Origin of the sequence: Alcanivorax sp. P2S70, from assembly GCF_000475295.1 — a bacterium.
Classification (GTDB): Bacteria; Pseudomonadota; Gammaproteobacteria; order Pseudomonadales; family Alcanivoracaceae; genus Alcanivorax; species Alcanivorax profundi.
Genome location: NZ_AXBZ01000012.1, coordinates 94,306 through 115,869, shown reverse-complemented (window position 1 = coordinate 115,869; position 21,564 = coordinate 94,306). Strand labels below are relative to the sequence as shown.

At 58.7% G+C, this 21,564-nt stretch carries 17 protein-coding genes; 5 read left to right on the top strand and 12 right to left on the bottom strand.

The genetic code is table 11. The features are described from left to right. Positions 1-88 precede the first annotated feature (88 nt). Positions 89-1,096 carry an AraC family transcriptional regulator gene (locus Q672_RS22815; protein ID WP_022984762.1) on the top strand — a complete coding sequence of 336 codons (1,008 nt, stop codon included), beginning with the start codon at positions 89-91 and terminating at the stop codon, positions 1,094-1,096. A 146-nt stretch (positions 1,097-1,242) separates the two neighbouring features. Here the strand turns inward: Q672_RS22815 and hldE are convergent, their stop codons facing one another. Continuing rightward, positions 1,243-2,676 (bottom strand): bifunctional D-glycero-beta-D-manno-heptose-7-phosphate kinase/D-glycero-beta-D-manno-heptose 1-phosphate adenylyltransferase HldE, encoded by a 1,434-nt coding sequence (gene hldE, locus Q672_RS22810; RefSeq protein WP_022984761.1) that lies wholly within the window; start codon positions 2,674-2,676, stop codon positions 1,243-1,245. Positions 2,677-2,866: 190 nt separating this feature from the next. Here hldE and Q672_RS22805 point away from each other — a divergent pair, with 190 nt between their 5' ends. Next, complete coding sequence (locus tag Q672_RS22805) at positions 2,867-4,033, top strand: hypothetical protein (RefSeq protein WP_022984760.1); 1,167 nt, start codon at positions 2,867-2,869, stop codon at positions 4,031-4,033. Positions 4,034-4,048: 15 nt separating this feature from the next. Further along, entirely contained in the window at positions 4,049-4,963 is a 915-nt protein-coding gene (gene lpxL, locus Q672_RS22800) for an LpxL/LpxP family Kdo(2)-lipid IV(A) lauroyl/palmitoleoyl acyltransferase (protein ID WP_022984759.1), read from the top strand. Here lpxL and Q672_RS22795 read toward each other — a convergent pair. The 11 genes from Q672_RS22795 to Q672_RS22745 all read right to left on the bottom strand — a co-directional run bounded on the left by Q672_RS22795 (position 4,957) and on the right by Q672_RS22745 (position 19,180). After that, positions 4,957-6,405: a hypothetical protein gene (locus tag Q672_RS22795; RefSeq protein ID WP_152521817.1), complete on the bottom strand. Its 1,449-nt coding sequence runs from the start codon at positions 6,403-6,405 to the stop codon at positions 4,957-4,959. The two genes, lpxL and Q672_RS22795, sit on opposite strands and share 7 nt — an antisense overlap. Before the next feature lie 52 nt (positions 6,406-6,457). Then, positions 6,458-7,225, bottom strand: a complete 768-nt coding sequence (locus tag Q672_RS22790) for a polysaccharide pyruvyl transferase family protein (protein WP_022984757.1) — start codon at positions 7,223-7,225, stop codon at positions 6,458-6,460. Between the two features lie 3 nt (positions 7,226-7,228). Next, positions 7,229-8,590 carry a lipopolysaccharide kinase InaA family protein gene (locus Q672_RS22785; RefSeq protein WP_022984756.1) on the bottom strand — a complete coding sequence of 454 codons (1,362 nt, stop codon included), beginning with the start codon at positions 8,588-8,590 and terminating at the stop codon, positions 7,229-7,231. Beyond that, on the bottom strand, positions 8,590-9,435 hold the full coding sequence (gene rfaP, locus Q672_RS22780; protein WP_022984755.1) for a lipopolysaccharide core heptose(I) kinase RfaP: 846 nt from the start codon (positions 9,433-9,435) through the stop codon (positions 8,590-8,592). Before rfaP ends, Q672_RS22785 begins: the two co-directional genes overlap by 1 nt. Next, positions 9,432-10,523: a glycosyltransferase family 4 protein gene (locus tag Q672_RS22775; RefSeq protein WP_031226177.1), complete on the bottom strand. Its 1,092-nt coding sequence runs from the start codon at positions 10,521-10,523 to the stop codon at positions 9,432-9,434. Before Q672_RS22775 ends, rfaP begins: the two co-directional genes overlap by 4 nt. Then, on the bottom strand, positions 10,520-11,545 hold the full coding sequence (gene waaC, locus Q672_RS22770; RefSeq protein WP_022984753.1) for a lipopolysaccharide heptosyltransferase I: 1,026 nt from the start codon (positions 11,543-11,545) through the stop codon (positions 10,520-10,522). Before waaC ends, Q672_RS22775 begins: the two co-directional genes overlap by 4 nt. 3 nt (positions 11,546-11,548) lie before the next feature. After that, the gene (locus tag Q672_RS22765; RefSeq protein ID WP_022984752.1) at positions 11,549-12,319 is read right to left on the bottom strand and encodes a lipopolysaccharide kinase InaA family protein; all 771 of its coding nucleotides are present in this window, start codon (positions 12,317-12,319) and stop codon (positions 11,549-11,551) included. A 4-nt stretch (positions 12,320-12,323) separates the two neighbouring features. Beyond that, entirely contained in the window at positions 12,324-13,367 is a 1,044-nt protein-coding gene (waaF, locus tag Q672_RS22760) for a lipopolysaccharide heptosyltransferase II (RefSeq protein WP_022984751.1), read from the bottom strand. Positions 13,368-13,375: 8 nt separating this feature from the next. Further along, positions 13,376-14,302: a branched-chain amino acid transaminase gene (locus tag Q672_RS22755; protein ID WP_022984750.1), complete on the bottom strand. Its 927-nt coding sequence runs from the start codon at positions 14,300-14,302 to the stop codon at positions 13,376-13,378. Positions 14,303-14,336: 34 nt separating this feature from the next. After that, positions 14,337-17,207, bottom strand: a complete 2,871-nt coding sequence (gene glnE / locus Q672_RS22750; protein WP_022984749.1) for a bifunctional [glutamate--ammonia ligase]-adenylyl-L-tyrosine phosphorylase/[glutamate--ammonia-ligase] adenylyltransferase — start codon at positions 17,205-17,207, stop codon at positions 14,337-14,339. A gap of 236 nt (positions 17,208-17,443) precedes the next feature. After that, positions 17,444-19,180 (bottom strand): GspE/PulE family protein, encoded by a 1,737-nt coding sequence (locus Q672_RS22745; protein ID WP_081703616.1) that lies wholly within the window; start codon positions 19,178-19,180, stop codon positions 17,444-17,446. Positions 19,181-19,478: 298 nt separating this feature from the next. Here Q672_RS22745 and Q672_RS22740 point away from each other — a divergent pair, with 298 nt between their 5' ends. Together Q672_RS22740 and Q672_RS22735 are read left to right on the top strand one after the other, a co-directional pair. Next, entirely contained in the window at positions 19,479-20,159 is a 681-nt protein-coding gene (locus Q672_RS22740; RefSeq protein ID WP_022984746.1) for a TIGR00153 family protein, read from the top strand. Between the two features lie 10 nt (positions 20,160-20,169). Next, complete coding sequence (locus Q672_RS22735; RefSeq protein WP_022984745.1) at positions 20,170-21,438, top strand: inorganic phosphate transporter; 1,269 nt, start codon at positions 20,170-20,172, stop codon at positions 21,436-21,438. Positions 21,439-21,564 lie beyond the last annotated feature (126 nt).

Here is a 21,564-nt window from a genome sequence, read left to right as displayed (position 1 = left end):
CAGCGGTTCCCTTTGATGGCAGCACTCTAGCCTTGCCAGCCCCCTGTGAATACGTGTTAACCTGACCAAAAATTGATAATTTCGGCCAATGTCAGCACGCTCCATTCTTGCCCTCATCTACACTATCGAACTGCTCGAGACCGAGAAGGGGATCGACTGTGGCCCGGTGCTGGCCCGTCATGGGCTGGATAAGGACAAGTTGGACCCAAGCAGTGAGATCGGCCGTGACCGGGAACTGCTGATCCTCACCGAGCTACTACCCCAGGTCGACGACCCCATGCTGGGGTTCGAAATGGGCAGCCGCTTCGGGTTTGCAGGTTACGGACAACTGGCCATGCTGCTGATGACCAGCGAAACCGCCTTTCAGGGGTTTCAGTTCGGGGTGCAATATCAGGCCCTGACCTACCTCTACGGCGAAATCGCCCTGATCCCCGGCGAACACACCACCGCCCTGGAGCTTTACCCGATACCGCTGCCGCCGGAAGTGTCGCGCACCCTGATTGACCGGGACATGGTCGGCACCTTCAAGCTGGTCAACGACATCCAGACCCAACTCAACCTGAACCTGAAACCCGTCGAAGTGTGGATGCCCTACCCGCGCCCGCGCTGTGCCGAGCGCTTCGAGGCCTATTTTGGCTGCCCGATCCGCTATGACCAGCCCCACTGCAAGGCAGTAATCCGCAACGAGGACATGGCCATCCGCCTGCCAGGTTATAACCGCATGGCACAGGACATGTACCGCGAACAGTGCGACGCCATGCTCGCCCGCCGCGAAGCCCCCACTGATGACCTGGCGGCCCGGGTTGGTGCCTATCTGAACCTGTTCGCCCGCAGCTTCCCCACTGCCGAACAGGTCGCCCAGGCCTTCAGCATCCCGGAACGCAGCTTTCGCCGACAACTCAGCAAGGAAGGCCACCCGTACCAGGGCATCATGGACAAGGTCCGTGAAGACAAGGCGAAACGTTATCTGGCCGACTCCGACCGAAGCATCGCCGACATCGCAGAACTACTGGGCTACAGTGAATCCGCAGCATTCGTGCGAGCGTTTGAACGGTGGACGGGGGTGACACCGGCAAAACACAGGAAAGGCAGTTAACAGTTAATAGTGAACAGTTAACAGCTGCGCGAGCAGCCGTTTTTGATTTTTCAAACGTAAGAGGCCGCGCCCAAGGGTGGGCGCGGCCTCTTACGTTTCAACATGCAGAGCGCGAGCACGCGTCGCTGTTAACTGTTCACTATTAACTATTCACTGTCTTTCTTGATTCGTTCCACGATTTTCGTCGTCGAGATGTCATCAATAAAGTCGAGCACCTTCACCTCTCCGCCGTAGCCCTTCACAAACTCATGGCCGACCACTTCTTCCACACTGTAGTCGCCGCCTTTCACCAGCACGTCCGGCTTGATGGCTTCCAGCAGTGGCTCAGGGGTATCGGTATCGAAGGCGACCACCCAGTCCACCGCTTCCAGCGCAGCGAGGACGGCCATGCGGCGATCCAGAGGGTTGATGGGGCGGCCCGGGCCTTTCAGGCGGCGGATGGAGTCATCTCCGTTCACCGCCAGCACCAGACGGTCGCCCTGGCGGCGGGCGGAATCCAGATAGCCCACGTGGCCGGCATGGATGATGTCGAAGCAGCCATTGGTGAACACGATCTTCTCCCCCTGGGCACGCGCATCCTCAATGGCAATCAACAGTTGCTCTTCACTCATGACCCCACGACCAAAGCCACCCTCCTGGTGCACCGCACGGCGCAACTCAGGCGCAGAGACCACCGCCGTGCCCAGCTTGCCGACCACAATACCGGCAGCAATATTGGCCAGCGCCACAGCATCTTCCATGGGTGCCCCCGCCGCCAGCGAGGCCGCCAGTACGGAAATCACCGTGTCACCGGCGCCGGTGACATCGAACACCTCTCGGGCCCGGGCCGGCAAATGCAGTTCCGGCTTGCCGTCGCGCAGCAGGGTCATGCCCTTCTCGCTGCGGGTCACCAGCAGCGCCTGCAGATCGAACTCCCGGATCAGTTGTTGCCCCTTGTTGATCAGGTCCTGCTCGTCTTTCACCGGCCCGGTAACAGCTTCAAACTCGCTCAAATTAGGAGTTAGCAGGGTGGCCCCGCGGTAGCGACTGAAATCCGTCCCCTTCGGGTCTACCAGCACCGGCACGCCGGCCTCGCGGGCCAGTGCAATCAGCCCCTGACAATCACGCAGGGCACCCTTGGCATAGTCCGACAACACCAGTGCGCCACAATGGGCCAGCTGGGCTTTGACCTTCTCGGCAAAGGGCGCGGGGTCCTGGTCGTGAAACGCTTCTTCGAAATCCAGCCGCAACAATTGCTGCTGGCGACTGATCACCCGCAGCTTGGTAATGGTCGGCAGCCCGGCCACCTTCTGGAAATGGCATCCCACGTCGGCGGCGTTCAGTCGTTCTTCAAGGATGGTTGCGGCTTCGTCGTCCCCAGTGACCCCCACCAGCTCGGCACGCGCGCCCAGCGCGGCCATGTTCAAGGCCACGTTCGCCGCCCCGCCCGGGCGGTCTTCCAGCTCGGTAACCCGCACCACCGGTACGGGCGCTTCCGGCGAAATCCGTCCCGTGGGGCCATGCCAATAGCGATCAAGCATGACGTCACCGGCCACCAGAACACGGGCCTTGGCAAGAGCAGGAATGTGCGGATTGTGCATAGGGTCTCCAAAACACAACAGAGCCGGATTTCGGCGCAGTGTAGCATAGCGGGCACAACATCAGGCGCCCAACCGGCACAGAGCTGGATGCCCGCAAGCCGAGCCATTAAACTTGCGCACCGCAACATGCCAACACCCTGGTTCACGGGGTATCATGCGGCTAACCACTACCAAGGAGCGACAGGCCCCTATGCCACCTTTACCCCCCAACATCATGCAAGGTCGCTGGTTACGTTGGTGGTTGACCCTGTCCTTCGCCGTCATGTTCAGCGGCACCTTTTTGTTCAATTCCCGCATTGGTCTGCTCAACGTACTGGACGTGCTGTTCTTCCTGCCGTCCCTTACCTTGCTGACCCGGGCCATTGTCAGCGGGGATTACCGGTTGATGGTATCCCCATTACTGGTACCGCTTTACCTGCTGCTGGGCTGGGCGCTGTTGAGTATGGCCTGGGCAGAAGAGCCCAATACCTCCAGAACCGTACGCGGGGTAGTTCAGATTATTGTGATGGTGGGCATCTTCCGCTGGCTACATATGTATTTCCGCAACACCTTCCGGCAGGCCATGGCCAACGGCGCCCTCTGCGCCATGGTGATCGCCTTCATGGTCATAATCAGCTACTACACGACCCAACCCCTCAACAGTCCGTTGTTCAGTGAACCGGCCAACCTGATATTCAGAATGCCCTCGCTGGATCCGTCACTCGCGTTGATGGCCATGGTGACCCCCACCTTTATCCTGGTCGCCCAAGGTATTGATGAAGGCGTCAACGGCAAAGGTGCACGTCGCCTGGTGGGTGCTGCAGTCGGTATGCTGTTTCTCGGCCTTGTCTCATTGCCGCTGGGGTTGATGAGCCTGTTCCTGGTAGTCGCCTGGATCAGCGCCAGAAGCTCTCGACCCTGGCTGGTTGTTATCCCGCTCCTGGCCGCGCTCTACCTGATGGTTGAAGGCAGCAAGGATGTCACGCTAAGTAAATATTTTCTCAACCCCTTGATCGGTACGGGACTGAATCAGGAATATCTCAACGGCGTACTTGCCCATCATAATGGCAAGCTCGAAAACCTGGCTCATCCGCGCAATATCTTTCTCCTGCTGGTTCACAATTTGGGCCTGATCGGACTGATCCTGTTTGTTGCCAGCTGGGCCAGCCCAATTATCGGGCTCCTCCAGCGTCGGGAATTCTGGAGCGGTGGTAATGCCTACACTATCGCGGCAATCCCCGGGTTGTGCGTGACCTTCGCCGCAGGGTCATATCTGGTGGCACCGTTTCATGCCAGCTGGCTAAGCCTGTGGCTTCCCCTGGCACTCCTTTTCGCCCGCCTTTGTGAGCGACCTTCCGCCCAGCCAGCCTTACGCTAGCCAACCGAGTGATGCATGGGAAAACGAAAACAGCGCCCCACCCGATTGTCTGACCCCCGGCTTATTCCCAGCTGGGTAGGCGCCGGGCTGTTCTGGCTGGTCGGCCAGCTGCCCTGGAATGCACTGTTGGCCATAGGCCGCGGGGTAGGACATCTTGGCTGGCATCTTGTCAAAAAGCGCCGCCATGTTGCTCTGACCAATATCCAACTGTGCTTTCCCGAGCTCACCGCGGAACAGCAGGTGGCCTTGGCCAAGCGCAGTGTCGTAAGTACGGGGGAAGCCATTCTGGAGATGGCCGGAAGCTTTAATAATCACCGTATCGACCTGGACAAGCGGCTAACCATTGAAGGCATGGAGCATATCCAGCATGCCCGTGCCCAAGGGTTGGGAGTGCTACTACTTGGCATGCACTTTAACAGCCTTGATGTAGGGTCTCGCCTGCTCGGATATGTGCTGGATTTTTATGGTGTCTATCGCCCCAATGACAATCCGGTGATAGACCGCCTTATCGACAAGGGGCGCTGCAATTACATGAAAGGATCCGTTCAGCGCTCAGACATTCGCCAGATGGTGCGGCTGCTGAAGAATGGAGAAGTGCTCTGGTACGCCCCGGATCAGGACTACGGCGTTGCTCACGCGGTATTCGTTCCCTTTTTTGGCATCCCTGCCGCAACCATTACCGCCACCTCTCGTATCGCGCGTATGGGAAAGGCTGCCGTTATTCCCTGCGCCCACTACCGTCTTCCCGGGGGGCGATACGTGATTGAATTTGGCCCAGCGCTGGAAGACTTTCCCTCTAGCGACGACGAACAGGATACCGCCAGAATCAACCAAACCATTGAATACTATGTCCGAAAGTGCCCCGAGCAATATCTTTGGGTGCACAAACGTTTCAAGCATCAACCTGCTGGGCAGGCAAAGCGTTACTGATTCCAGTCTGGCCGGGCCAGAATCATCATATGCCGGTCATGGCCATTATCAAACTCGGCCAATAGCACCAGCTCCCCGGAAGCCAGCTTTGTTTTCACCAAAGGATGTGCGGCCGTCAAACTGACAACAAAGACATCGTAGCGGTCCATGTCCGTCGTCAATGCAGCCTTACTGTCCACATCCTCCTCTCGATACCCCAGCCCACTGTAATAGGGGATTCGGGCATCATGAAAATAGGTTCGCTCCAGCCCAATCCCATGCTCCTTAACCCACTCAGCAGCGATAAAGAAATGGGTACGCTTTGGGGATGAGGACATGACATTGCCAACCCCCATCAACACAGCCACCAACAAGATCCAGCGTGTCATGCCAGGGTAGGCAGTCCTGAAGCGTGCCAGTGCGAGCACCAGCGAAGGCAGTAACAAGATATGGATTAACGCGGTATAACGGTCAAGCGTAAAGCGGCTCTGGATAAAGAAAACGAGAAGAACAAGAATGTACGCTGATGCAGCAATGACCCCAAAGACATTGCTGCCAAAAATCGTTTCCCGTCTCTCACGGTGCAACGCCCATACAAACGGCACCAGATAGACCCCCATTAACTTCAGCACATTGACAAGAATGGCAGCCAGGAAACCCGATGCAATAATCAACGGCGCCAGCTCCCGGGAAGAGTAGCGCAGCGTCGAATCCGCCAGCGTTGCCGCAATACCGTCAAGAGCATGCCAGAACCGGATCGGATTGATGTAACCCAGATACCGTTCTGCCCTGGACATTTCCAAGGCATCCAGCGCCCATAACAAGGCAACCCCAGCCAGTAGAAGAGCAATAATCGAAAGGACAACCGGCAGCGAATTCTCCTTTAATTTCTGCCGATGCATCCAGACGACACAGCCACCAATCGGAGCAAGAAGATACAATGCTTCAAGCCGAAACAACCCTGCAGCGAACACAGCAACCACGGCTCCAGCAACCTGATAACGCCCTCTAGCCAGTTGGTAGCGCGCCATCAAAAGCACACACAGCGAAGAGAAGAACCAGTAACCATGCTCTCTCAGCAAGGCACTCCGATATTCATTGAACGCGGGGATCGACAAGACCACCAACACCCCCAGCCAAGCGGCACGGGGGCTAATTTCCTGAACGGTACGGACCAGGCAGGCACAGGTGCCAGCGCTCAGCGCAAACACCAGTACATAGGCGCTCGTCTCATAAGACAGGCCTAACAAGCGATGCACCACCCCGATCATTGCTGAAAACCAGGGCCAGCTAAATCGATCCAATAATGATTGTGCACCGTCTTCCACAAAGGCCTGGGCGTTATCCACATAAAATGCAGAATCCCGTCCAAGCACAGGCTCAAAACTCTGCGCAATAAAAGACAGCACCACGCTGCCCACGATGACGACCCAGACCGGAGACATCTTTGACAGCAAATTCAAAGATGCGTTTTCCTTACTAGCAGACACCCCTTTCCCCTGTATTCGCCATGATCTACATGTCCGGAAACGCGGCTTCAAGCGCGGCTTTTACCCCGGGCAGCCCAGGCCGGCGGTAATGATTGAGCAAAGTTTCATACTGCGTCTTGTCAAAGCTCTCCGGCTGACAGAGAAATGGCTGAAACCCTGTTCCTTTATAGTAATCATCAAACTTGAACTCCCCACCCCTCAAGTCTCCGCTAAACACTACCCGGCAGTTAGGCACACCCATCGCATCAGAAGCGATGAGCCCATGCATCGCAGAAGACACCACACAATGGGATGCCGCTATTTCTCGCAGCACGGTATTCGTATCAGAAAACACGTCAATGACATTGACGTCCGGGTTAGATTGGCAAAATCGTTTCAGCCCTTCTGACGTTTTATCCTTGTAATGAGCAATAACACTAAGCCGGTGCCGCTTGGCTATGACCGTACCATCCAATAACCGGTCCGCCAGCAATCCGGGATCGCCAAAGGCCACCCCCTCCCGCGTCTTGCCGAGACGAGCCAAGGAAGCGGGCCCACGAACCGCATGAATATGGTGTCGGGTTTTTACCCCCTTCCCCTGCTCAATGAAGCCCGCCCCCCAGATATGCACGGGGCGTGTCCAGAAACGATTTTTCACTCTTTGCAGCAAGCTGCCGATAGCAACCAGATCACACTGATCAATTTTGGCATACTTCACTGGCCGGCCAGACACGCATTCAACGATTTGTGGAGAGAGCCAGTCACCAAAATTTGGCTTTGAACGAGCCCAGTGCAACCGAATGGCAGTACTCATTGGCTAAACACCTTGGTTATGATCACTCAGTCCGGCTTCAGCTATCGCCCTTTCCAGACTTGTCCGTAACACTGACCCTTTTGGCCAATTCCTCATGAACCGGTTGTAATCCTTGCGGTAACTTGCTTCAGGATCTCGGGGAAAAGGGTTGAACGCATCAAGATCGATAACAGAAATCCTGTCATTGCAAACCAGAATATTCGTAGATTTCATATCTCCATGCTGAAACCCAAGCTGGGCCATCAGCAAGAAGTAATCCTGCAGGGACAGCACAACCGGTTCAGGTGGCGCTTGCTCAGGTGACAGCTCATCCAGCCCCCTACCCGATTGATAAGCATTAATAATCCAGGCTCGATGCCTTAACCCGTGGCGACGCTCTTCCAAATAGGCCACCGGCAAAGGGGTCTGTACGCCGACTTCACGCAGAAAGACGCCACCAAGCCAGGCCTTTTGGGCACGGGTTGCCCCCCATTGTCGTTTAATCCGGTGAACGAATGACTTGATGTTGTAACGCTTGATAACCCAACCGGATTGCCCATCCCGTACTACGGTGGAAGCCCCTCCGAGTTTGAGACTGTCCGTGGTTTGCATCACATCATCCAACCCTCGAGCAAGAAGCGCTTCCACCTGAGGCAGCAGTTCTCTACGGCACATACCGCGAACATCGCCCTGCCTGAACGCCGCAAATTCAGTGCATGGGCGCAAGGCTTTCTTCAGGATCATCTGGTAGCGCCGGCGCCTGGCAACGCGCAAGGCACCCTGATACTCCCCAAGCTCAGCAAAGCAATCCCTCACATCCGGAAGATCCAGCGGCGGAAACTGTGCCAACAAGGCGGCCAGGTTGGCTTTTGCACGCACTGGTGTCGGCGAACCAAAGCGGCACTCTGCTGCATCCAGCAGCGCCCAGCCACCGGCAGTAAAGAAAAAATTGCCCGGATGGATATCGGTCTGAACAACGCCCTTCTGCTGTACTTCCCGCACCCAGCAGGCCAGACGGTGAATGCGCGAGCGCCTCTGGGCTCTGGAACCTTGCAGGCAATAGCGGAGGGCAGTTTCCCCTTCCAGTTTTTCCATCACCAGCAAATGGATGCCCTCATCCAGGGTCAGTACGTCCTTAATCGCTGGACAATGGACGTTGCATTTGGCAATTGCCTGCAGACCCCGAACCTCTTTTCGCTGTGCGCGCTTCCCCTTGCTTCCGGGACAAAACAGCTTGGCAACGACAGGCTGCCCATTCCAGTAACCATCAACCACCAAGCGGCTTCCAGGCAACCAACGCAATACAGCTGTGATCGTTAAACCTGCAGCCGTCTGCGGCAGGTCCTTCTCATCAATGCCATGCTGTAGATACTGAAGCAATGCCATCAGATATCCTTGCCTGGATGTTCGTTGAACTGCAGCGGTAATTGCGGCTCAACTTCGAAATAACGGCGATAGATTTTTTCTGCCTCGCGACGGGCAGACTGCCAAAGGCCCGCATCAGACAGAGCCTCACGCAATGGCTTGCCGCTATAGGCTCGGATGAACCTCAGCAGATCACGGCGTGTCATGCCAAAGCGAGCCGTCGAGAAATACAGCCCTCCCAGGTCTTTCACCTGCCAGCGACGAGGCACCGACCGGCGCACCTGGGAACGGTGCAAATCAATCAGGAACAGGGGTGCATCGCTGTTTTCCCGTCGCACATCCTGTTCCGACATCAAGAAATGCGCCAGATAGAAATCCCGGTGATTGATCCCGGCGCGATGCATATCGCGAGCGATCTGTGCGACCCGCAAAATCAAGGCGCGTTTGAACAGCACAGGAGTGTGCCCACTCGACACCCATTCTTCGCCGACGTCTTCCAGGCTCAGGGTGCCGCTCAGATCATCGGTAACGATAAAGGATTCGACCCCGGCCGGATTAACGCCACGGCTGCCGAAGGCCGCCACCGTCATGGTGTCCAGCCCGGCATTTCTTACCGCTTCGATCGCCCTGACTTCATCCATGGCCCCAAGCACCGGCAGCTTTCCCTGGGTCAGATTCTTGAAGATTTCTTTCCAGCCGATACCCGCGTGATACTTGAGAAAGTAACTGCGTCCATTCCCCTCAAATCGTAGCGTACGCCGGCCTTCCCGGGCACGGAAAATCTCACCCTGCTGGGCGGCGGCCTGTGCGAAGGGATCGCGTTCGCCCCACAGGGTCGACATATCATCGCGAAGGAACAGTTTCATCGCCCGGCCTCCACCGCATCCACTACATTCTGAGCAAGCTGATATAACAGCGGAGACTCGGCATAACGCAACGCATTTGCCTGCCATTCACCCGGCACACGTTCGACCATGGTCTGCAGCATCGCATTCAATGCGGTCTGCTTGAACGGCGTGGCAATCACCTCTCCAGACCCTGCCTCCTGCACATAGCGGGCATAACCACAGGTATCGGTGGTCAACACCGGTAACCCAGCCACCGTTGCCTCCAGCAACACCATACCCGCCGACTCCCGATAGGCCGGATGCAGCAACAGATCCGCCCCTTGCATCAGCGCGGGCACGTCATCACGGGGACCCAGTACATGAATTCGCTCACGGGTGGCCACCTGCAGATCACGCAGGTAAGGTGCGGCCTCGTCATTGCCAACAATCATCAAATGCGCCTGCGACGGCAACGTTGCGAAAGCCGCCAGCGCGCGGTCGAGTCCCTTGACCTTGAACCCGGAGCCCAAAAACAACAGCAAAGGCACCCCCGAACCGACCCCCAGTTCCGTGCGAATCTGTTCGCGCAACGCCGCATGATTAGCCGGGCGACGACGATCCGCTTCCACGCCCGGCGGCAATACCTGGTAGCGACTTTCCGGCAAGGCATAATGCGCCCGGTACTGATCTCGCTGGTGTTCGTTCAGAAACAACAGCCGCGGCCCCGACTCTGCGACCACCTGATGCTCCAGTTTCAGGTAGGTGGCATAACGGGGCAACCAGCGAACCACACCAGGTTTGCCTGCCACGTGTTCGGCAAAACAGCTGTCCGCAGCGAAATAAACATCCAGACCCGGCAAACGATTGAAGCCCAGCACCCGATCATGGGGGGTCTCGGCGAGATACTGCTGTACGCCTGCGGCAAAACGGGCCATCCGTGCATGGTTACTTTGCCCCCGTACGGGCACCGTTGTGATGGTGACGCCCTGCAGGGGCTCGCCCTGCCATTCGCTCACCAGCGCCTGGACCTGATGTCCACGGGCAACGGCCTCACGGGCGATACGGGCAAAGTCCCGTTGCAGCCCGCCCCAGGGGAAATAGTGGTAAAGCACCATCACGCACTTCACGGGCTCTGCCTCCGCAACGCCCGCCAAACGGTTTCCGGCTTGAGGGTACTGAAGCAGGGCGGCTCCACCCCTTTGCCCAACTCCCCCCGATAGGTGCAACTCTCCTGCACACAGGGGGCACAGGGGAAGTCCGCCGCCAATGACGACGCCCGGACCCCCTGCACACCGGTCAGCACCGGGTCGGTGGGACCGTACAGTGCGACCCCGGGCAAGCCGGCGGCTGCAGCGAGGTGCGCAAGGCCCGTGTCGACAGCAATGAAGGCATCCCATCCAAGCAGCTTGTCGGTCAGGGAATCCAGCCCCATTTTCGGCAGCACCTCCACCCTCTCCAGCCCCGCAGCGAGGCGCTCGGCCCGGGCTTTCTCCGCGTCATTGCCCCAGGGCAGGTGCACCCGATGGCCCTCTGCCGTGGCCAGTTCCAGCAGCTGCCGCCAGAACGCTTCGGGGTAATGCTTGGTCGGCCAGGTGGTGCCATGGCAAAACACCAGCTCCCCCGGCTGACTGAGCGGGGCCGGGACATGGGCGCGAGGCAATCCATAATCCGGAGCGGAGTCAGGCAAGGGGTAATTTAGCGCCTGCGAAAACAGCTGGCGCACACGTTGTATGGCGTGCTGCCCGCGCACCACCGACAGGGGATGATCCAACACTCTTGCAGACAGCCCCTCACGAGCGGAATGCTTGTCCAGACCAAACTTCGGGCCACGAGCCAGGCGAGTGACAAAGGCACTTTTGATCAGCCCCTGAGCATCGATGACCGCATCATAGTTAACCGCTTGCATCGCTGACTTGAAGTCAGCCCATTCGCCTGTGCGGCGGGCTTTGATTGGATGCTTGCGCCAGCGACGCAGTGCGCAGGGGAAAACGTTGGCCACAGCGGGGTGTCGCGCAGCAAGCTCGGCAAATGCCTCTTCCACAACCCAGTCAACGCGCAGCCCGGGAATCGCAGCCCGGGCATCAGTGAGGGCAGGGAGGGTATGGATCACGTCACCCATCGAGGAAGTTTTTACCAAAAGCACATGCATTAATCAGGCACTCTTGAGATGACGACTCAGGCGGCTCACCACAAAACGGCCCTTACCCTGACTCAGTGGGGACCCCAGATAAGTGCGAAGAAACCGCGCCCGGTCAAGGGCCGAAAAGTGCTTCGCGCGCCTTGCAAGAGTATCCAGATCCCGTAACCTTGGCCGCCAGCGCTGGTAGTGGGGACGGCAACGCTCCATATCGATAAATCGGACATCATAGCGCTGCTGCTGTTCGTGCCAAGCGGTGAAAATGTGTTTGGGGTAGAGATTCTGGTGCACCAGACCTTTTTCATGCAGCAAGCGCACAGTCGCTGCAACGTCATGAATCAAGACCTGGCGGCGCCCCTCCTCGAGACTCCCCGGATCAATCCGATCAAGGCTCTCAAAGCCCTTGAGATCAAGGCTGACCAACATGGCCTGTCGATCCTCCCCTTCCGTGCTGGCGGCAAAAAAAAGCGGTTCTGCCACCGGCACGCCGGCCTGCCAACAACGCATCAGCGCCTTGTATTCCTGATACAGCGTGGACTGACCCACCAACGGATGCAGCAGGCTCCGGCGCTGATAATTGCGCTGATACTTGATATACACCGTCACTTCGTGATGATCTGGCCCCGTAATGTTGGCCTGGAATACCTCACTGATACCCTTGCCTCGACGGTTTGGCTCATCAACCAGTGTCCGATCCAGCGCCAACCAGTCCGACATTGCATTGAGCCCGCTATCCTGCAGCGTCACCCGCCAGTGAGGGTGCACATAACTGGCATTCAATTCCATTTGATTACTCATCTCCTGTCAGCTGCCCTAATGCATCAACAACCTGTTGAGGAGGCAATTTGCGCAAACAATCCAGATGCCCCAATGGGCACTCACGTTTGAAACAAGGACTGCATTCCAGCCCCAGACGAACTGCAGCAACGCGCTCTCCCAAAGGCGGTGTAAATCCCGGCGACGTGGATCCGTACACCGACACCAGCGGTCGCTTAAGGGCTGCGGCTATGTGCATCAGGCCCGAGTCATTACTGACCACGGAGGCTGTGGCCGAGAGCAGGTCTACCGCCTCTTCCAGGGAGGTATTACCCGCCAGCACCGCGGCCCGTTCACGGCTCTCCTCGGTCAGGGAATTGACGATGGTCTCAGCCACCGGCTTATCCTTGGCAGAACCGAAGATCCACACCTGACCACCGTTATCAATCCAGTGCTGCGCCACCGCCGCATAGTGATGTTCCGGCCAGCGCTTGGCAGGGCCAAACTCCGCACCGGGGCACAGCCCCAGCACCGGTTTGTCAGTATTCAGCCCATGGCTGGCCATAGCCTCACGACGGGCATCCTCACTCACGTTCAAGTGCGGCGCCTTGATGCTTTCCAAGCCCGGAACCGGCGCATCGGCAGGCAACGCCAGCGCCACAAAACGCTGCACCATCAACGGGTAGGCGTCCTTGTCCAGCTTGCGCACATCGTTGAGCAAGCCGTAACGCATTTCGCCGCGCCAACCGGTACGCACCGGGACCCGCGCCGACCAGGGCACCAGCGCCGACTTGAGGGAATTGGGGAGCACATAGGCTTGCTGATACTGGCCGCGCAAACGCTTACCCAGCGCATGGCGCTCACCCAGTTTCAGATCACCATGGTCGAACGGCAACGACAGGGCGTCTCGCACTTCCGGCATGCGCGACAGCAATGGCCGGCACCAGGCAGGCGCCAGCACATCAATGGCACACTCAGGGTATTGGCGACGCAGTTCAGAGAACAGGGTTTGTGCCATCACCATGTCGCCGACCCAGGACGGGCCGACGACAAGGATGGCAGACGGCGTCTGAGACATCCGCGGATTTAGCCCACGTAAGTGAGCCAGTCTCCGTACTGGTCGTCCAGTTTGCCGCGCACCAGATCGAAGTACACCGCCTGCAACTGCTCAGTGATCGGACCACGCTTGCCTTCGCCGATGATACGACCATCCAGTTCGCGGATCGGCGTCACTTCGGCAGCCGTACCGGTGAAGAAGGCTTCGTCCGCCACGTAGATTTCGTCACGGGTAATACGCTTTTCACGCACGGTGTACCCGCGTTCTTCTGCCAGCTGGATGATGGTCTTGCGGGTAATACCATCCAGGCAGGACGTCAGCTCCGGGGTATAAAGCACCTTGTCCTTGATGACGAAAATGTTCTCGCCAGAGCCTTCCGCCACATAGCCTTCGTTGTCCAGCAGCAGCGCTTCATCGGCGCCGCCGGACAGTGCTTCGTTCAGGGCCAGCATGGAGTTGATGTAGTTGCCGTTGGCCTTCGCCTTGCACATGGTGATGTTCACGTGGTGGCGGGTGTAGCTGGAGGTGCGCACCTTGATACCCAGCTCCAGGGCTTCCGGCGACATGTAAGCCGGCCATTCCCAGGCCGCCACCATCAGGTGGACCTTCAGATTATGGGCGCGAAGCCCCATGCCCTCACTTCCGTAAAACACCATCGGGCGCAGGTAGGCGTGGGGCAGGTTGTTGGATTTCACCGCCGCCAGCTGTGCCGCATTGACCTCGTCCTTGGTGAACGGGATCTTCATATTCATGATGTGGGCACTGTTGAACAGGCGGTCAGTGTGCTCCTTCAGGCGGAAAATCGCCGGACCCGTGGCGGTTTCATAGGCTCGCACCCCTTCGAACACGCCCATGCCATAGTGCAGGGTGTGCGTCAGCACATGCACCTTGGCCTCCTGCCAGGGAACCAGTTCGCCATCCAACCAGATAAAACCGTCTCTTACAGCCATCGACATGGCAGTGATACTCCCAGAGCTGAGGACCTGCGGGTCAATCCGTCAGGTCAAACCATTGCTTCCAGATCGCACGCACACCGTCGCGTAAATCGCGAAACTGGGTGTCGTCGACGATGGATTTTTCTTTGCGCAACGAAGCGCGATGAGCCGCGGATCGGTAAGCGAGGTACGCTTCCCGCAGCAGGCCGGCGTCCTGCGCCGACATAATGTCCAGTGCAGCCAGTGTTTCGAGCAGCCGCACATTATCGGTGAATCGGGTCAGTTCACCGTGGGAGGAGGCCCATCTCAGAACCCCATATTGCACCATAAATTCGATATCAACGATACCTCCGGGGTCCTGCTTGAGGTGGAATTGCGCCTCGCTCTTGTCGCTGAGGTGATCCACCATCTTGCTGCGCATGGCGAGCACATCGTCGCGCAGCCCCTGCAGCGTTCTCTCCCGGCAAAGGACCTTGTGCCGAATGTCATCAAATCGCTGACGGGAACGACTACACCCGGCCACCACCCTGGCCCGCACCAGAGCCTGATGCTCCCAGGTCCAGGCATCGTTGAGCTGGTATTTTTCGAACGCATCCATGGAGCTCACCAGCAACCCGGCACTACCAGAGGGACGCAGGCGGGTATCCACCTCATACAGCTGGCCGCTCATGGTACGCGTTGAAAGAATGTGCACGATACGCTGGCCAAGACGGGCATAGAACTGCTCGTTGGAGACCGACTTCTCCCCATCGGTCATGCCGCCACTGGCAGCATCGTGCAGGAAGACCAGGTCCAGATCCGAGTTATGGCCCAGCTCAATGCCGCCCAGCTTGCCGTAGCCCACCACCACAAAATCAGGACTGCAGGGCTGGCCGTCGAGCCGCGACGGGCGACCGTGGCGCTCCACCAGCGGTTCCCAGGCCAGCATCACTACCTGATTGAGGATGCTCTCGGCCAGCCAGGTGAGATAATCACTCACTTTCATCAGCGGCAGCACTTCGGTCACTTCCGACGCCGCCACTCGCAGCAGGTGGGCTTGCTTGAAGTTACGCAGCACTTCCATCTGCTGCTCAAGGTCATCTTCCGCCACCCGCAATAATTGCTGGCGCAGCTCATCATCCAGCTCGGCACGCTCCGGTGGGGAATACAGGGTGCGCACATCCAGCAACTCATCCAGCAATACCGGATGCAACGCCAACCGCTCCGCGATCCACGGGCTGGCCCCCGACAGCTTCACCAGCTGGGTGAGGGCACCGGGGTTTTCCACCAGCAGCGCGATATAGGCGCTACGGCGCAGCACCGCCTCCACAAAATTGAACAGGCGCATGGCGGTGGTATCGCCATGCCCCTGATAACCCAATGCTTCCAGCATCAGTGGCATCAGCCGATCCAGCCGTTCACGGCTGATCGTCTGCATGTTCTCCACTGCCCGGCTGTCACGGAAGGCATTCAGGCGCGCATAGACCTGCTCCGCTTCCAGCACACCAATGGCTCCCAGTTGGGCCACGGCAGCGTCGTCATCCAGTTCGCCCAGCCACAGATCCAGCAGTTCCTGGTCTGCCCCCTGGGCCGCTTCGGTTTCCTGTTCCGGGTCGGCAATGACCTGCCCGAAATGGAGGCGGACATTTTCCCGGAAGCGTCGCAACTTGCGTTCAAACGCCGTCCGCTCGGAAAACCCCATGGCAAAGGTCAGTCGTTGCCAGCCAAGCTGGTCGTCCGGCAGCCGCTGGGTCTGCTTGTCACCGACCGCCTGCAGACGATGCTCCACATCACGCAGAAACAGATAGGCATCGGTCAGCTCATCGGCCACATCTTCCGGCAACAGCTCCAGCTCGACCAACTGGGGCAAGACCTTGACCAGATTGGGCTCGCGCAGGGCCGGTAACTGCCCCCCACGGATCAGCTGAAACGCCTGAACGATAAACTCCACCTCACGGATACCGCCCGCACCCAGCTTCACATCGGCCTGCATGCCCTTGCGGTTCACTTCGCGCTCGATCAGCGCCTTCATTTCCCGCAACGACTGGAACGCGCCGTAATCAATGTAGCGGCGATACACAAAAGGGTTAAGGCGCTTGATCAGTCGCGCACCGGCTTTCAGATCCCCGGCTACAGGCCGCATCTTGATCAGGGCATAGCGCTCCCACTCACGCCCCTGAGTCTCGTAGTACCCCTCCATGGCATCGAAGCCGATGGCCAGCACCCCACTCTTGCCCCAGGGACGCAGACGCATATCCACCCGGAACACGAAACCGTCGGCGGTGGTCTGGTCGAGCACCTTGATCAACTGTTGCCCCAGACGAACAAAGAACTGGTGGTAACTGAGCGCGCGACGCTCGCCTTCCAGCTCCCCTTCATGCTCGTAGGCAAAGATCAGGTCGATGTCCGAGGACAGATTCAGTTCACGGGCCCCCAACTTGCCCATGGCCAGCACCACCAGCTGCACCGGCTTGCCATCCGGCCCCGTCGGGGTACCACTGCGGGCACAGGCCCAGCGATACAGTAAATCCAGAGATTCGTGAATCAGGGTATCCGCCAGCAACGACAGGTCTGCCACCGTACTGTGGTAATCCCCGATACCCGCCAGATCTCGCCAGATGATTCGCACCATATGGCGGTGTCGCAGACGACGGATTCGCCGCTTCAGTTCGTCTTCACTGTCGCAATCGGCAAGACGCTCACGGACCTGCTGGCGGAGCCCATCTGCCGTCAGCGGCTGAGCCAGGTCGCTGTCGGCCAACCATTGGCCCAACTCCGGGTCACGCTGAAACTGGGTGGCCACATAATCGGAGCCGGCCCAGACACGCGGCAGGTCGTCATGGAGCACCGACGGCATAACATGGCCGGATTCGACGAACGATTGCCAGTGCTGGCTGACCAGCACCGACAGTTCATCGGGGAGAGACTGATATTGGGGTTCATTCATGGGGCGCTATTGTCGTATGCGACGGGGCAAGCTACAAGCGGGAATAAGAGCGGCGAGGTGGCAAATGATCAAACTGAAGGCAGGGCAAAAATCGGCCAAGTCCGATCTCTGCCACGTGGAGATTGACCTTCGCCAAGGTCCACCCTGCGAGCTCCAGGAAGCTAGCGACGCAGAGCAGCGCACAAAGTGACCCCGAAGGAGTGAGCGGAGCGAATAACCGGAGCCCTGTAGCGGCTTCACCCCAGCAAAATATCCTGGGACGGCGTCACTCGCATCACCTCCTCAATGGTGGTCAGCCCCTTGGCGACTTTCATGGCACCACTGATTCGTAGCGGCTTCATCCCGTTTTTCAAGGCCTGCCGGGTCAGCGCCTCCAGATCTCCGCCGCGGGTAATGTGCCCTTTGAGGGCACTGTTGAGAGGCATCGTCTCATAGACGCCCATGCGCCCCAGGTACCCCGTTCCACGGCACTCCAGGCACCCTACCGGCCGATTGATGCTTTCTGGCATCTTCATCTTGAAGGGGCGCACCAGCTCCTCCCAGGCCTGGGCATTCGGCGCCACCGGAGCCTTGCAGTGCGGGCACAGAGTTCGCACCAGGCGCTGTGCCATGACCCCCAGTACCGTGGCCGAAATCATGTACGGCGCCACCCCCAGGTCCACCAGACGGGTAATCGACGAGGGCGCATCGTTGGTATGCAGGGTAGACAACACCAGGTGGCCAGTCAGTGCCGCCTGAATCGCCATGTCTGCCGTGGCCAGATCGCGAATCTCACCAATCATGATGATGTCCGGATCCTGACGCAGCATCGCCTTCACCCCCTGAGCGAAGCTCACATCAATATTCGCCTGCACCTGCATCTGGTTGAAGCTGGGTTCCACCATCTCGATGGGATCCTCGATGGTACAGACATTGACCTCACTGGTGGCCAGCTGCTTGAGGGTGGAGTACAGGGTTGTAGTCTTGCCCGACCCGGTGGGGCCGGTGACGAAGATAATGCCGTGGGGATGCTGGGTCATGCCGTGCCAGGTGTCATGATCCTCACGGGTAAACCCCATTTGCTCGAAACTGCGCACCAGTACATCCGGGTCAAACACCCGCATGACCATCTTCTCACCAAACGCAGTCGGCAAGGTGGAAAGACGAAGCTCCACCTCGTCCCCGTCCGGGCTCTTGGTCTTCAGGCGACCATCCTGGGGCTTGCGTTTTTCCGCCACATTAAGACGACTGAGAATCTTCAGACGACTGGTCACCGCCGCCATGATGGCCGCCGGCAGTTCATAGACGTCGTGCAACACCCCATCAATGCGGAAACGCATCTTGCCGGTCTCGCGACGCGGTTCCAGATGGATATCACTGGCGCGCTGGGAAAACGCATACTGGAGAATCCAGTCCACGATATTGACGATGTGCTGGTCGTCCGCATCGTGGTGTCCCTTCCCCACTTCCAGCAGCTGCTCGAAGTTGGTAATCCCGGACATCTCCTGACCGGTATTACCCGTGGCACCGGCGATGGAACGGCTGAGATTGTAGAACTCGATACGATAGCGGCGCAGCTGCTCCGGGTTGGCCAGCACCACCTCCAGCTCCCGGTCGCGCAGTACCTGCTGCAGGTGCCCTTTCCAGTCCTGCAGGAAAGGCTGGTCGCAGGCCACCACCACCCTGTCCCGGTGCACCTCCACCGCGACGATGCCGTGGCGCTCGGCAAAGGCATAGCTCATCACGTTGGTTACCTGATCCACCTGCACTTTCAGCGGGTCGATGTGGTACACCTTCATGTTGGCACGCTCGCCCAACCAGTCGGTAAGAAAGTCCACATCCAGCAGCTGGTGGGTATCACCTCGATCGGTCAACCGGTACTTGGCCAACACCTGGATCGGGTGCCAGTTCAGCTCCTTCTTCTCCCGCGGCGTGGTGGAAATAACATTGAAGTCCTCCTGGCTGACACGTCCTTCATCCAGCAGCTCGCGCATCAGCCAACGCACATCAATCAGCAATCCATCCGGTACCGCAGGTTTGGCAGTGGCGTTCACAAATACTCTCCGAGTCTCTACAGGGCAGGATTGACCAAACCTCACCCTTTATCATTATTAGGAAACCTCTGGGTACTGTAACTGTAACATTGACCCCCTGACAGCCCCGCCCACTTTCTCTATACTCGCGACCAAATTCATGACAGCTGTGTGACGCACTGCCTGTCAGCCGTGGCCTTAGCTGATTGGCCTGCGGCATGGGATACTTTGACGACCCTAACCTGGACCCGAGGCGCCTATGTCCTTTGGAAGCTCCATCGCCGGCCTGTTTGGCCGCTCGCCCATCAAGCCCCTTCAGCAACACTACGATACCGTTCACCAATGCGCCTGTACGCTTGCGGACTTCTTTACCGCCGTGACCCGGAGCGATTGGGATCAGGCTCGCACCCTGCGAAAGCGCATTGCCGAGCTGGAGAACGAAGCCGACGAGCTGAAGAAAGAGTTTCGCCTCAACCTGCCCAAAAGCCTGTTCCTGCCTGTGCCCCGTACCGATCTGCTCGAGCTGATCAGCGTACAGGACAAGGTCGCCAACAAGGCCAAGGACATTTCCGGGCTGATGCTGGGCCGGGAAATGTCCATCCCCGCCACGCTGGCCGACGCCATGCTCAGCTATGTGCAAGGTGCCATCGACACCTCTGCCCAGGCCCAAAAGGCCATCAACGAGCTGGATGAGCTGGTGGAAACCGGTTTCAGCGGACGGGAAATCAAACTGGTGGAAGACCTGATCGAAGAGCTGGACCGCCTGGAGCGTGCCAACGACGAGCAGCAGATCACCATCCGTGCCACCCTGTTCAAGCTGGAAAGCGAACTGCCCCCGGTGGATGTCATCTTCCTCTACAAGATCATCGAATGGGTAGGCGATCTCGCCGATCGCGCCCAGAAAGTGGGCGGCCGCCTGCAGATGTTGGTCGCACGCTAGGAGAGTTCTTATGGAGTGGATGCTCGAGCATACCTACCTGATGTTGTTACTGGCCGGCGCGTTCGGCTTTCTGATGGCCTGGGGCGTCGGCGCCAACGACGTAGCCAACGCCATGGGTACCTCGGTGGGAGCCAAGGCCCTTACCATCAAACAAGCGGTGATCATCGCCATCATCTTTGAATTTGCGGGGGCCTACCTGGCCGGGGGCGAAGTGACTGCCACCATCCGCAAAGGCATCATCGACGCCGAAACTTTCTCCCACGCCCCGCAATACCTGGTCTACGGCATGATGTCTGCGCTGCTGGCTGCCGGCATCTGGTTGATGGTGGCCTCCTGGTTCGGCTGGCCGGTCTCGACCACCCACTCCATCGTCGGCGCCATTGTCGGCTTTGCTGCCGTGGGCCTGGGCATGGACGCCGTACACTGGAACAAGGTTGGCTCCATTGTCGCCAGCTGGGTCACCTCGCCATTATTGGCCGGGATTATCTCCTTTGCCCTGATACGCAGCGTGCAGCGGCTGGTGCTTAACCACGACGATCCGTTCGAGCGTGCCAAAAAAGTCGTGCCCTTCTACATGTTCCTGGTCGGTTTCGTGATTTCCATGGTCACCATGGTCAAAGGCCTCAAGCACGTGGGACTGGAGCTGAGCTTCCTGCACAGCTTTCTGTGGTCTCTGGTCGGCGGTGCTATCGTCATGGCCGTGGGGTCGGTGTTTCTCAAACGTATCAAGCCCGACCCGGAAGCCGACAAGGACTTCCGCTTCAGCTCGGTGGAGCGGGTGTTTGCGGTGCTGATGATCTTTACCGCCTGTGCCATGGCCTTTGCCCACGGCTCCAACGATGTGGCCAACGCTGTTGGCCCACTCGCCGCCATCAACAGCGTACTGGCCTCCGGGGGCGTAGTCGGCGCCAAGGCCGAAATGCCCAGCTGGATTCTGCTGGTCGGCGCCATGGGGATCGTCTTTGGCCTCGCCATCTTTGGTGCCCGGGTCATGGCCACGGTAGGCAAGAAAATTACCGAGCTGACCCCTTCCCGCGGGTTCGCCGCCGAACTGGGTGCCGCCACCACGGTAGTGCTCGCCTCCGGCACCGGCCTGCCCATCTCGACCACACACACGCTGGTGGGCGCCATTCTTGGCGTTGGCATGGCCCGCGGCATCGGCTCCCTGAACCTGCGCGTCATTGGCACCATCTTCACCTCCTGGGTGGTGACCCTGCCCGCCGGCGCCCTGCTCTCCATCCTGTTCTTCTACTTTTTCAAGGGATTGTTCGGGGCGTAATCCAGGAGACGCCGTGCGCAGCAAGCCACACACTAACGCCGCCCAACGGGCGGCGCTTTTGTTTGGCACAACTTCCGGTAGCTCCACTGTGGGAGCTTGCCTGCAAGCGATTTAGCCCACTGAGAA